This is a genomic window from Variovorax sp. GrIS 2.14, assembly GCF_046115955.1.
Taxonomy (GTDB): domain Bacteria; phylum Pseudomonadota; class Gammaproteobacteria; order Burkholderiales; family Burkholderiaceae_C; genus Variovorax.
Genome location: NZ_JBJXIA010000003.1, coordinates 351,432 through 363,724, shown reverse-complemented (window position 1 = coordinate 363,724; position 12,293 = coordinate 351,432). Strand labels below are relative to the sequence as shown.

General features: G+C 60.8%; 14 protein-coding genes and 1 tRNA gene. 4 read left to right on the top strand and 11 right to left on the bottom strand.

Features of this window, described 5'->3' with window-relative positions; genetic code table 11:
- Positions 1-30 precede the first annotated feature (30 nt).
- Both zapD and RCH10_RS07740 read left to right on the top strand, forming a co-directional pair.
- Positions 31-786, top strand: coding sequence for a cell division protein ZapD (gene zapD, locus RCH10_RS07745; RefSeq protein ID WP_409051924.1), 756 nt, complete (start codon positions 31-33; stop codon positions 784-786).
- Between the two features lie 23 nt (positions 787-809).
- The gene (locus tag RCH10_RS07740; RefSeq protein WP_187054569.1) at positions 810-1,025 is read left to right on the top strand and encodes a DNA gyrase inhibitor YacG; all 216 of its coding nucleotides are present in this window, start codon (positions 810-812) and stop codon (positions 1,023-1,025) included.
- A gap of 10 nt (positions 1,026-1,035) precedes the next feature.
- Here RCH10_RS07740 and RCH10_RS07735 read toward each other — a convergent pair whose 3' ends face one another.
- Genes RCH10_RS07735 through secA form a run of 4 tightly spaced genes read right to left on the bottom strand, consistent with a single transcriptional unit; the run spans position 1,036 to position 6,416 of the window.
- A complete protein-coding gene (locus RCH10_RS07735) occupies positions 1,036-1,485 on the bottom strand; it encodes an NUDIX domain-containing protein (RefSeq protein ID WP_409051923.1) in 450 nt (149 codons plus the stop codon).
- Positions 1,482-2,357 (bottom strand): ATP-binding protein, encoded by an 876-nt coding sequence (locus RCH10_RS07730; RefSeq protein WP_323495536.1) that lies wholly within the window; start codon positions 2,355-2,357, stop codon positions 1,482-1,484. Before RCH10_RS07730 ends, RCH10_RS07735 begins: the two co-directional genes overlap by 4 nt.
- A 13-nt stretch (positions 2,358-2,370) precedes the next feature.
- Positions 2,371-3,600 carry a bifunctional glutamate N-acetyltransferase/amino-acid acetyltransferase ArgJ gene (gene argJ, locus RCH10_RS07725; protein WP_409051922.1) on the bottom strand — a complete coding sequence of 410 codons (1,230 nt, stop codon included), beginning with the start codon at positions 3,598-3,600 and terminating at the stop codon, positions 2,371-2,373.
- A gap of 29 nt (positions 3,601-3,629) precedes the next feature.
- Positions 3,630-6,416 (bottom strand): preprotein translocase subunit SecA, encoded by a 2,787-nt coding sequence (gene secA, locus RCH10_RS07720; RefSeq protein ID WP_409051921.1) that lies wholly within the window; start codon positions 6,414-6,416, stop codon positions 3,630-3,632.
- Between the two features lie 170 nt (positions 6,417-6,586).
- Here secA and RCH10_RS07715 point away from each other — a divergent pair, with 170 nt between their 5' ends.
- On the top strand, positions 6,587-6,895 hold the full coding sequence (locus tag RCH10_RS07715) for a hypothetical protein (RefSeq protein WP_409051920.1): 309 nt from the start codon (positions 6,587-6,589) through the stop codon (positions 6,893-6,895).
- Positions 6,896-6,965: 70 nt separating this feature from the next.
- Here the strand turns inward: RCH10_RS07715 and RCH10_RS07710 are convergent, their stop codons facing one another.
- Genes RCH10_RS07710 through RCH10_RS07700 form a run of 3 tightly spaced genes read right to left on the bottom strand, consistent with a single transcriptional unit; the run spans position 6,966 to position 9,239 of the window.
- Complete coding sequence (locus tag RCH10_RS07710) at positions 6,966-7,223, bottom strand: hypothetical protein (RefSeq protein WP_323495540.1); 258 nt, start codon at positions 7,221-7,223, stop codon at positions 6,966-6,968.
- A gap of 22 nt (positions 7,224-7,245) precedes the next feature.
- Positions 7,246-8,211, bottom strand: a complete 966-nt coding sequence (locus RCH10_RS07705; RefSeq protein WP_409051919.1) for a PDR/VanB family oxidoreductase — start codon at positions 8,209-8,211, stop codon at positions 7,246-7,248.
- The gene (locus RCH10_RS07700) at positions 8,208-9,239 is read right to left on the bottom strand and encodes a Rieske 2Fe-2S domain-containing protein (protein ID WP_409051918.1); all 1,032 of its coding nucleotides are present in this window, start codon (positions 9,237-9,239) and stop codon (positions 8,208-8,210) included. The genes RCH10_RS07705 and RCH10_RS07700 overlap by 4 nt, the downstream gene beginning before the upstream one ends.
- Before the next feature lie 62 nt (positions 9,240-9,301).
- Between RCH10_RS07700 and RCH10_RS07695 the strand changes: the two genes are divergently transcribed.
- Positions 9,302-10,048 carry a TetR/AcrR family transcriptional regulator gene (locus tag RCH10_RS07695; RefSeq protein ID WP_409051994.1) on the top strand — a complete coding sequence of 249 codons (747 nt, stop codon included), beginning with the start codon at positions 9,302-9,304 and terminating at the stop codon, positions 10,046-10,048.
- Here the strand turns inward: RCH10_RS07695 and RCH10_RS07690 are convergent.
- From RCH10_RS07690 to RCH10_RS07675, 4 genes are all read right to left on the bottom strand, one after another.
- Positions 10,022-10,097, bottom strand: a tRNA-Thr gene (locus tag RCH10_RS07690). The genes RCH10_RS07695 and RCH10_RS07690 overlap by 27 nt on opposite strands.
- Before the next feature lie 68 nt (positions 10,098-10,165).
- A complete protein-coding gene (locus RCH10_RS07685) occupies positions 10,166-10,735 on the bottom strand; it encodes a ClpXP protease specificity-enhancing factor (RefSeq protein WP_409051917.1) in 570 nt (189 codons plus the stop codon).
- A gap of 27 nt (positions 10,736-10,762) precedes the next feature.
- Positions 10,763-11,374 carry a glutathione S-transferase N-terminal domain-containing protein gene (locus RCH10_RS07680; protein WP_187054559.1) on the bottom strand — a complete coding sequence of 204 codons (612 nt, stop codon included), beginning with the start codon at positions 11,372-11,374 and terminating at the stop codon, positions 10,763-10,765.
- A 96-nt stretch (positions 11,375-11,470) separates the two neighbouring features.
- Entirely contained in the window at positions 11,471-12,259 is a 789-nt protein-coding gene (locus tag RCH10_RS07675) for a cytochrome c1 (RefSeq protein ID WP_187054898.1), read from the bottom strand.
- Positions 12,260-12,293 lie beyond the last annotated feature (34 nt).

The following is a 12,293-nucleotide window of genomic DNA, read 5'->3' as shown; positions in this document are numbered from 1 at the left end:
GACTATGATTCCCGACCAGAACGGAACAGCGTGATCCTCTACGAGTACCCCTTCAACGAGCGCATCCGGACCTACCTTCGGCTCGAGCATCTCTTTCGCCGCCTTGGCGAGTTGGTGCCCTCCGACTCCGCGCTGTTGCACCACTACGCACTCGTCACGATCTTCGAGATCATGGACGTGGCAGCGCGCGCCGACTTGAAGGCCGATGTGCTGCGCGATCTCGACAAGCACAAGAACGTTTTCAACAGTTATCGCGGTAATCCGCAGATCTCGGTGGCCGCGCTCGACCAGGTCGTTGCGCAGTTGGAACGCAACTTCGCCACGCTCAATACCGTGCCTGGAAAGGCCGGACAGTCGCTCACGGACAACGAATGGCTGATGAGTATTCGCAGCCGCGTCGGCATTCCCGGCGGAACGTGCCAGTTCGATTTGCCCGCGTACTTTGCGTGGCAAAACGGTACGGCCAAGATGCGTCGAACCGACATCGAGCGCTGGCTGACGACCCTCGCACCATTGGCCGAATCGATTTACCTCTTGCTCAAGCTGCTGCGTGATGCCGATGTTCCTTACAAGGTGATCGCAGCCCACGGCCAGTTTCAGCAAACGTTGCCGCAAGGACGCAGCTTTCAGTTGCTGCGCCTTCGCATCGATCCGAAGCTCGGCTTGATTCCTGAGATCAGCGGCAACCGCTTGATGGTCTCGGTGAGATTGATGCGCCACGAGGACGACGACCGGCTGCACCAGAGCACCGATGACGCGCCGCTCGAGCTGACCCTCTGCGCTTGAGATAGGACGGGAGGAGAGAAAACGTGGCGACGAGCAAAGTGAACAAGGCGGGCGACCGGATCGTTCGCTGTCCCGCATGCGGCGGCGATAGCGTCTATGGGCCAGCCAATCCGAATAGGCCGTTCTGCAGCGCGCGCTGCAAGGGCATCGACCTGGGCGCCTGGGCCAGTGAAGAGTTCAGGATGCCGACCGACGCACCGCCCGATGATGATCCGTTCGGCGACCCGCGGCTTCAGTAGACGGGCAGGATCAAGGGCCGGGCACACCGCGCTCGGCAGCCAGCCAACCCAGCACTGGGATTGCGCCGGGTAACACTGGCGCGACGTCCAACGGCAGCTGCTGCCACCGCATCGCCTGGCCTTCGCGCATCTCTAGCTCACCGGTCCACGCAGTGACCTTGCACCAGTGCAGCCGTACCAGCGCATGCGGGTAGTCGTGCTCGGTCACCTTCCATACAGAAGCGCTGTCGATCGTGATGCCGAGCTCTTCGTGCAGCTCGCGCCGCAATGCTTCTTCTATGCTTTCACCCGCCTCTACCTTGCCGCCCGGAAACTCCCAGTAACCGGCGTAAGGTTTGCCATCCGGGCGCGTCGACAGGAGCAAGGCATCGTCGCTTTTCCGGATCAGGATGCCGACGGCGACTTCGGTGTGCAGACGCGTCTCGGTGATCACGTCGCTCGCGCTGCGCACGTCGCTCACACCGCCCTCCGCCCCGCATAGTCGCGCGCGAACTGGTAAGCCACCCTGCCACTTCGGGAGCCACGCTCCAAGGCCCACACCAGCGCTTCAGGCTTGGCCGCGTCGATGGCTGCGGCGTCGACATCAAAAGAAGACAACCACTGCGCCACGATCGTCAGATACTCGTTTTGGCTGAACGGATAGAAACTGACCCACAGGCCGAAGCGCTCCGACAACGAGATCTTTTCCTCGATCACCTCGCCAGGGTGTACTTCGCCTTCTTCTGTGTGGGTGTAGCTGAGGTTGTCCTTCATGTACTCCGGCAGCAAATGACGCCGGTTGCTGGTCGCGTAGATCAACACATTCGGCGTCGGTGCGGAGATGGATCCGTCGAGGATCGACTTCAGCGCCTTGTAGCCGGGCTCGCCTTCGTCGAAGCTCAAGTCATCGCTGAAGACGATGAATTTCTCCGGCCGACCCGACACGACATCGACGATGTCGGGCAAGTCCACCAGCTCCGCCTTGTCGACCTCGATCAAGCGCAGGCCTTGCGGTGCATAAGCCTGCAAACATGCGCGGATGAGCGACGATTTACCGGTGCCGCGAGCGCCCGTCAGCAGCACGTTATTGGCAGGCTTTCCCTCGACGAACTGCCGCGTATTGCGCTCGATCTTTTCTTTCTGAACTTCGATTTCTTTCAGCGCATCGAGCGGCATGGTGCCGACGTGGCGAACCGGCTCCAGCGAACCATGGCCCGAGCTGCGACGGCGGTAGCGCCACGCGATCGACGCGTTCCAATCGGTCGGTGCAACCAGCGGCTGCGGAAGAATCGATTCGATGCGCGCGATGAGTTGCTCAGCGCGCACGAGCAGGTGTTCGAAGTTCTCGTTCATCGCGTGCGCATGGTCAGGAGCGGTAATCAGCGTTGATCGACACGTAGTCGTGGCTCAGGTCGCAAGTCCACACGGTGTCGCTGGCATCGCCGCGACCCAGGCCGATGCGTACCGTGATCTCGCTTTGCTTCATCACGCGCTGGCCATCTTCTTCTCGATAGTCAGGGGAGCGCCCTCCGTGCACGGCCACATGCACGTCGTCGAGATAGAGATCGATGCCGGTCTGGTCGAGATCGTCGATGCCCGCATAGCCCACAGCGGCCAGGATGCGACCGAGATTGGGGTCGCTGGCAAAGAAGGCGGTCTTGACGAGCGGCGAGTGTGCGACGGCGTACGCGACTTGGCGGCACTCCGCCGAGTTCTTGCCGCCTTCGACACGGATCGTGATGAACTTGGTCGCGCCCTCGCCGTCACGAACGATCGCCTGTGCGAGCTGGCGCGCCACGTTCTGCATCGCCGCCACCAAAACCTGACCGTCAGTCGAATCGAGCGATGTGATGCTCTGGTTGCCAGCCTTCTGCGTCGCGATGACAACGAACGAGTCGTTGGTCGAGGTATCACCGTCGATGGTGACGCGATTGAAGGACGCATCGGCCAATTGCAGCGCCAGCGGCTGAATCAACGACGCGTCGATCTTTGCATCGGTCGCCATGAAGCCGAGCATGGTCGCCATGTTGGGCCGGATCATTCCGGCGCCCTTGCTGATGCCGGTGATCGTCACCGTGGCGTCGCCAATCAGCACCCGTTCGCTGAAGGCCTTGGGCACGGTGTCAGTGGTCATGATGCCTTCGGCCGCACGCGCCCAATGCCCAGGGGCCGCATCGGCCAGGGCCGCCTGCAAGCCGGCTTCGATGCGATCGACGGGCAATGGCTCCATGATCACGCCCGTCGAAAACGGCAGGATCTGCTCTGGTGAAATGTTCAGATGCCGCGCCAGCGCAACACACACCGTACGCGTGCGCGCCAGACCATCTTCCCCAGTGCCGGCATTGGCGTTGCCCGTGTTGATGACCATGGCACGAATGCCATGGTCCGCCTTCAGGTGATCGCGGCACACCTGCACCGGCGCTGCGCAAAAGCGGTTCTGGGTGAATACACCGCCGACCGCCGCACCTTCGTCGATCAACACGACCGTCAGGTCTTTGCGATTGGCTTTGCGTACGCCCGCTTCGGTCACACCGATGCGAACGCCAGGCACCGCGAACAAGGCGGCAGGATCAGGGGCAGACAGATTGACGGGCATGGGGTTAGATGGTTTTGGTTCCTTGCCAATCAGCTCAACTTGCCGTGGCATTGTTTGAATTTCTTTCCGCTGCCGCACGGGCATGGATCGTTGCGCCCGACGCGCGCCAACGCAGCGGCTTCAGCGCCCAGCGTGCCGAGCCCAGCCGCGGCGATGCGACGCTGGCTCTCTTCCTCAACGCGCACTTCTACTTCGCCCGATTCCGTTGGCGCCGAGTAGGTAATGTTGGCGAGGTTCTCACCGCGGCTCTCGAGCGCTTCGGCGGCTTCTTCGAGCTGTTCACCGGACTGCACCCGCACCGTCATCAGCTGACGCGTCACTTCGTTCTTGACTGAGTCGAGCAGCTGGCCGAAGAGCTCGAAAGCCTCGCGCTTGTATTCCTGCTTGGGCTGCTTTTGCGCATAGCCGCGCAGATGGATGCCCTGGCGCAGATAGTCCAGCGATGCAAGATGTTCGCGCCAATGCGTGTCGATGCTTTGCAGCAAGACCATGCGTTCGAACTGCGTGAAGTTCTCTTGCCCGATCAACGCCACCTTGGCGTCGAAGGCGGCATTGGCTGCTGCAACGACCTTTTCGACGACCTCTTCGTCGGAGATGGATGCAGCCGATTCGACTTCTTTTTGCAACGGAATGTCGAGGCCCCACTCGGTGTTCAGCGACTTCTCGAGCGCAGCCAGCTGCCATTGCTCTTCAACCGATTCCGGCGGGACGAACTGTCGCGCGAGATCGGTAAAACAACCTTCTCGCAGCGCCTCGATCTGCGCCGTCAGGTCGGATGCATCAAGAATGTCGTTGCGCTGCTGATAGATCACCTTGCGCTGATCGTTCGAAACATCGTCGTACTCGAGCAACTGCTTGCGCACATCGAAATTGCGCGCCTCGACCTTGCGCTGCGCGCTCTCGATGCTGCGCGTGACGATGCCGGCTTCGATGGCCTCTCCGTCCGGCATCTTGAGCCGGTCCATGATCGCCTTCACCCGATCGCCTGCAAAAATACGCATCAACGGATCGTCCAAGCTCAGGTAGAAGCGCGACGAGCCCGTATCGCCTTGCCGGCCTGAGCGGCCACGCAGTTGATTGTCGATACGACGTGATTCATGCCGTTCGGTCGCGATGATGCGCAAACCGCCAAGCGACTTCACGAACTCGTGGTCCTTGTCCCATTCGACGCGCAGCGTTGCGATTTCGGCCTGCTTGCCCGCATCGTCCAGGCCCTCGTCGGCCTCGACCAGCTCGATCATTTTCTCGACGTTGCCGCCAAGAACGATGTCGGTGCCGCGACCGGCCATGTTGGTCGCGATGGTGATCATCTTCGTGCGGCCGGCTTGCGCCACGATGTCGGCCTCACGCGCATGCTGCTTCGCGTTGAGCACCTGGTGCGGGAGGCCCGCCTTGTTCAGCAGCTCGTCGATGATTTCGGAGTTCTCGATCGACGAGGTGCCGACCAGCACCGGCTGACCGCGGTCGTAGCACTCGCGAATATCCTCGATGGCGGCTTCGTACTTTTCGCGCGTGGTCTTGTAGACACGGTCGAGCTGGTCTTCGCGCTTGCTGTGTCGATTCGGCGGAATGATCGTGGTTTCGAGTCCGTAGATTTCCTGGAACTCGTAGGCCTCGGTGTCTGCCGTACCCGTCATGCCAGCCAGCTTGCCGTAGAGACGGAAATAGTTCTGAAACGTGATCGACGCCAGCGTCTGGTTCTCGGCCTGGATCTGCACGCCTTCCTTGGCTTCGACGGCCTGATGCAAACCATCGCTCCAGCGGCGGCCCGTCATCAGGCGGCCAGTGAATTCGTCGACGATCACAACCTCGCCCTCTTGCACCACGTAATGCTGATCGCGGTGATAGAGGTGCCGCGCACGCAGCGCGGCGTTCAGGTGGTGCATCAGCGTGATATTGGCCGGGTCGTAGAGCGATGCGCCATCGGGCAATAGCTTGAACTCGCTGAGGATGCGCTCGGCGTTCTCGTGACCGTCTTCGGTCAGAAAGACCTGATGCGTTTTTTCGTCGACGGTGAAGTCGCCGGGCTTGGTGACGCCCTCGCCGGTGCGGGGATCGGCTTCACCTTCCTGCTTGGTGAGCAGCGGTACGACCTTGTTGATCGCGAGGTAGGTGTCTGTGTGGTCTTCGGCCTGGCCGCTGATGATCAGCGGCGTGCGAGCCTCGTCGATCAGGATGGAATCGACTTCGTCGACGATGGCGTAGTTCAGGCCGCGCTGAACCCGATCGCCGGGCTCGTAGACCATGTTGTCGCGCAGATAGTCGAAGCCGTACTCGTTGTTCGTGCCGTACGTGATGTCGCTGCCATACGCCTGCTGCTTTTCTTCGCGCGGCATGTTCGGCAGGTTGATGCCGACCGATAGACCGAGAAAGTTGTAGAGCCGGCCCATCCATTTCGCGTCGCGGCTGGCCAGGTAGTCGTTCACTGTGACGACATGCACTCCCTTGCCCGACAGCGCGTTCAGGTACACCGGCAACGTGGCGGTCAACGTCTTGCCCTCGCCGGTACGCATCTCAGAAATCTTGCCGTTGTGCAGGGCCATGCCGCCGAGCAACTGCACATCGAAGTGGCGCATCTTCATGACACGCTTGGAACCTTCTCGCACAGTCGCAAAGGCTTCGGGCAGCAGGTCGTCGAGGGTTTCGCCCTTGGCGGCGCGGGCCTTGAACTCCTCGGTCTTGGCGCGCAGGGCGTCGTCGCTCAGCTTTTCGAACTCGGATTCGAGCGCATTGATGCGTTCGACCGTCTTCCGATATTGCTTCAGGAGACGGTCGTTGCGACTGCCGAAAATCTGGGTCAGGAAATTGGTTGCCATGAGTGGAGGATCGACGGACACCCTGCACGCGGGGCGCTGCGATCCAGATCCCTAAGATATGGTGAAAGCAATTGGGCGCACTTTCATGAAAAGCAAGCGGCCCTGATGCCAGGCGAATGCGCCGACAAACCCCGCATTTTAGCCAGCTTGTTTCAGTCCGTTATTTCCCTATGACCCGCCGCACAACCACCTTCACATTGCTCCAGGCTGCCGACGGCTCCCCCACCCTCGCGGGCTTGCTGGCACGCGCCCGCGACGCCTCGGAACGTCTAAAAGCGGTGGAAGAGCTGATACCGAAGGAGATGCGTGCCGCGGTTCAGCCCGGCCCGGCCGACTGCGATGTGTGGTGCGTGCTGGTCAATGGCAGCGCCGCGGCGGCCAAGCTGCGCCAGCTGGCACCCATGATCGTCGCGCGACTGAAGGACCGGGGCTGGGAGGTGGCGACGCTGCGAATCAAGGTGCAGCAGACTCGACGCTGACTGCGATCGCCGCTCTGGCCGACTCACGGCTTTTTGCTTTCTCAGAGCGCGCGCAAGCTGCTCGAGTGGCTCAGGGCTTGTCGCCGCGCTTGCTCGCTCCGTCGTCCATGAAGCCCGGGTTGCGGCCCGCCGTTGCTTGCTTCGGCACCATGACGCCGCCGGGCGCCCGAACCAGTTTTTCCGGCTTGGGTGCATCGACAGCGGCCCGCGCCTTTTTGACCGGGTGAGCGCCATGTCGCTTCACAGGCGCTGCATCGGCGGTGTTCACCATGACGGCAGCGGTGGCAACGAAGAACGCAAAAACGATTTTTGAGATCGAGCAAGACATCAGAAAACCTCGCAGTTGAAGGTCACAAATCAAGCACCAGAAGCCGCGACTTCGAGCGCGAACAACACGGCGTGAACTGGTCGTTGGCCGCCTGCTCTTCCGGCGTCAGGTACATGTCCCTATGGTCGGGCTCACCTTCGAGCACGCGCGTCAGACAAGTACCACAGACGCCCTGCTCGCACGAAGTCAACACCTCGATGCCGGCGGCGGCCAGGGCTTGCACCACGGTCTGCTCTTTGGAGACGAAGACAACCTTGCCCGGACTCGCAAGCTTCACCTCGAAGCTGGCGTCGTCCTTTGATTTGACGACTTCCGCGCCAAAAAATTCATAGTGAAGTTGCTCCGCCGGCCAGCCCGCGGCGCGGGCGGCATTCAGCAACCAGTCCATGAAGCCCTCGGGCCCGCAGACATACAAATGCACCCCTGGGTTCATCGTGGACAACAGCCGGGCGAGGTCGAGCTTCTGCGCTGAATCGCCGTCGTCGAAATGGAATTGCACCTTCGCTGCAAACGCAGAAGCTGCGATGCGTTGACGGAACGCAGTGCGCTCGGGCGAGCGAGTGCAGTAGTGCATTTCCAGCGACGCTCCCGTCACCGCGAGGCGCTCCGCCATACACAAAATCGGCGTGACCCCGATGCCTCCAGCGACAAGCACGCTGTGCTTCGCTTCGTGCGCCAGCGGAAAGTGATTTTTCGGCGCGCCGATGTGCAAGATGTCGCCTTCGTTGACCGCATCGTGAAGGCTTTGCGAGCCGCCACGCGAGCCTGGGTCACGCAGCACGCCGATCAGGTAGCGATGCGCTTCTTTCGGGTCGTTGCACAGCGAATACTGGCGAGTCAACCCGTTGGGCAAGTGCACGTCGATGTGGGAACCTGCCGAAAACGCCGGCAAGGGACGCTCGTCGATGCTGACCAGTTCGAAGGTTGCAATGTCGATGGCCTCGTCGACCTTGCGAGCGACGCGAACCTGATGGTCACTTGGCGTCACGAAGCGCTCTCCGCCGCGAGGATACGGTCGAGCACGCGGCGCGACTGAACTCCTCCCGAGTCGATATTCAGCTTGAGCAACGCGCGGTGAGGGTGCGCCGACAGGTTCCTTTGCTGGCGCTCGAGCATCTCGAGGTCTTCACCGAAAATTTTGGCCTGGCCTTCGCGAATGCTGGCTGTCAACGCCTTGTCGTTTGGATTGAAGTTACGCGCCATGCCCCAGAAATACCAGATCGACGTCTCGGTTTCCGGCGTGATGAAGTCGACCACGATGCTCGACGCCTTGAACTTGGCGTCGGCGTTGTAGCCGCCGTTGCCTGCGTGGGCGACGCCCACCTCGATGAGCACGTGACTCGGAGGGGTGAAGCGGCAGATTTGCCACCGATCCACCGGCACGTCGTCGGCCAGATGGTTGCCGCGCAACGCCATGCGCCAAAATGGCGGCGCCATGATGTTTTCCATGTGGCGGGCGGTGATCACTTCGTCGCCCTCGGTGGTCGTTTTGGTCGGCGTCTCGTCGATTTCCGGCTGCCCTATGCTGGTCGCATGAACGTAGGTTTCGTGCGTCAGGTCCATCAGGTTGTCGATCATGAGGCGGTAGTCGCATCCGATGTGATAGAGCCCGCCGCCATACGCCCATTCGGGGCTTTCGGCCCACTCGAGCCGGTGGAGCTTGGCCTCGTCGGCTTGCGCTGGATCGCCGGGCCAGACCCAGACAAAGCCGTAGCGCTCGATCACCGGATAAGCACGTATCGCTGGAAAGCCGCGCACGCGTTGGCCCGGCATGGCGATGGTCTTGCCGTCGCATCCCATTTCCAGCCCGTGATAACCGCAGACCAGTTTGCCTTCGACCACTGAGCCCAGTGAGAGCGGCGCACCGCGATGTGGGCAAAAGTCTTCGAGCGCTGCGACCACGTTGTCCGGGCCGCGATAAAAAACGATCGCCTCACTGCAGATCTTTCGACCCAATGGTTTGTCGTCGATTTCCTCGGGCATGCAGGCAACATACCAAGCATTCTTCGGGAACATGCGTGTCTCTCTTTGGTGGGGTGGCACTCGCCACTTCAGGCAACTGACTCGTTTAATTGAGCGTGCTCAAATATAACTTTGCTCAATTTTCTCGTCAACGATTAGATAATGCGTGGATGCCCAACTTCGAGACTGAGCCGACACAAGCACCCCGAGCGGGCCTGCGCGAGCGGAGCAAAACCGACAAACGCAAGCGCATCATCGAGGCGGCGCGCGCTGTGTTCATCGAGCATGGCTACGAGGCGGCGACTACCCGCGAGATCGCCACGCGGGCTGACGTGTCCACCGGCACGGTATTCGTCTACGCCAAGGACAAGCGCGACTTGTTGCTACAGGTGGTCAACGACGAGCTCGACGCGGTCAATCTCAAAGGACAAGCATTGCTGGAAAGACCAGGCTCGCTGCGCGAAAGATTGCTACCGTACTTCGAGCTCCGATACCGCTACTGGGCCAGCGAACCGCGGCTGGCGCGTCCGGCGCTGCGCGAGACGTCCGAATTTCTGGCGCCGGGGGTCAACCACGGCGAAGAGGCGCATCGCTTCTACGCCCGCCGCCCGGTGATCTTGGGCCACATCGAACAGATGGTGCGCGCTGCACAAAAAAGCGGAGAAGCACAGGATGACGTGCCCGCCGACCAGATCGCTTCGCTGATCTTCAGCCTGTACCTGATCGAGGTGCGCCGCTGGCTGAACGACGAGCCGCCAAGGCTCGCCAGTGGCATGAAGCGCCTGAGCGCCGTGCTGGGATTGTTTGTGCGGGGCATCTTGAGCCCCGGTCATGAATGGTGCCGCTTGTCGGAATCGAACTGACGACCTACCGCTTACAAGGCGGTTGCTCTACCAACTGAGCTAAAGCGGCGGGATCTGGATTTTAGCGGTGCGCGTAGCGCGCATCGCGGTGTCAACTTGTAGCCTCGACTTCGTCGACTATTTGATGCGTTTCAACGAGGGCTTGGCGCCGCCGCCCGCTGGGGGCCGCGGCGGATCGTCCTGATCCGTCGGTGCATCTTCGGCTGTGCCACGGTGGCCGGGCAACTCGTCGCCAGTGACGAGGTGCATGATTTTGGTGTCGCTGGCACCGTCGCCGCGTTGCGCTGCGCGCACCGGTGAGCGCCCTTCGCCTATATCAACGGTTGACTGAGTTACCTGTGGGCCTTTTGCAGCAGCCGGCTGCGCAGGCGCCGGAAAAGCCATCCCCTGCCCGTTCTCACGCGCGTAGATGGCAATCACGCGACCGACCGGTACGTTGATCTCGCGCGCCGTGCCTGCGAAGCGAGCCTTGAACTCGATGAAATCGTTGCCGAGCTTGAGCGAACTCGTCGCGTCAAAGCTGATGTTCAACACGATCTCGCCGTTCTTGACGTACTCGCGCGGGACCTGCACGGTCTCGTCGACCAGTACCGCGACATAGGGCGTGAACCCGTTGTCGATGCACCATTCGTACAGTGCCCGAATGAGGTACGGTCGCGTGGAAGACGATTCGAGCGCGTTGATCATTTCGACAAAGTCACCGGCAAAGAGCGCTTACTTGCGCATGACCTTTTCAGACGGCGTCAGCGCTTCGATGTAGGCCGGGCGCGAAAAAATGCGTTCGGCGTACTTGAGCAGCGGTGCAGCGTTCTTGCTGAGATCGATGCCGTAGTAGTCAAGGCGCCAAAGCAGCGGTGCAATCGCGACGTCGAGCATCGAGAAGTTGTCGCCAAGCATGTACTTGTTCTTCAAGAAAACCGGCGCGAGCTGCGTAAGGCGATCGCGAATGTGTGCACGGGCCTTCTCAAGCGCCTTATCGTTGCCTTTCGACGTGCGGTTTTCGAGCGTCGACACATGCACGAAAAGTTCCTTTTCGAAGTTGAGCAGGAACAGCCGGACGCGTGCGCGGTCGACCGGGTCGCCGGGCATCAATTGCGGATGCGGAAAGCGCTCGTCGATGTACTCGTTGATGATGTTCGACTCGTACAGGATGAGGTCGCGCTCGACCAGGATCGGCACTTGCCCGTACGGGTTCATCACGCTGATGTCTTCTGGCTTGTTATAGAGGTCGACGTCGCGAATTTCGAAGTCCATGCCCTTCTCGAACAAGACAAAGCGGCAGCGATGGGAAAAGGGGCAGGTTGTTCCTGAATACAGAACCATCATGGCGAAAGACTCCTAAAAATCAAAAAGAGTGGGCAGCATCAGCAACCCACTCTGGAGGACCGGACGCGTCAGCGGCCGATCGGCGGTAAGCGGACGCTACTTGACTTCTTTCCAGTAAGACGCGTTCAACCGCCACGTAAAGACCACCGCCATCAGCAAGAACAACAAGACCCACACACCGATGCGTACACGCGTGTTTTGTGCAGGCTCGGCCATCCATTGAAGGTAGCTGACGAGATCGCCAATGGACTGGTCGTACTGCAAAGGCGTCATGGTGCCCGGAGTGACCTGTTGCCAGCCTTTGAACACCTCGGTCTCATGACCGTGTTGCTCGATCTTCTCGTAGACCGGGCGACGGTCACCTTGCAGTTCCCACAGCACATGCGGCATGGCCACGCTCGGGTAGGCCATGTTGTTCCAGCCCGTCGCTTTGGTGTCGTCGCGGTAGAACGTGCGCAGGTAGGTGTAAAGATAGTCAGCGCCAGTGCCGCCATGGCCAGCGCGCGAGCGCGCGACCAAAGTCAGGTCGGGTGGATTGGCGCCGAACCATTCCTTGGCCTGCCGAGGATCGATGTTGGCCTTCATGGTCTCGCCGACCTTGTCGGTCGTGAACAGAAGATTGTCCTTAATCTGCTGCTCGGTGATGCCGATGTCCTGCAGCCGGTTGTAGCGCATGAACGCAGCCGAGTGGCAGTTCAGGCAGTAGTTGACGAAGAGCTTGGCGCCGTTTTGCAACGCGGCAACGTCGTTTGTTTTGTTGGGCGCCTTGTCCCACACATAACCTTCGCTCTCGGCAGCAGCCGGGGCAGCCACCACAAAGGCCAAGCCTAGGGCGAGGCTGAACGTTGCCAGCCAGCTGGCAATACCCTGCTTCAGCGTCTTCATCGTGGTCGCAGAGCCTGTCGATGTATTTGTCTTT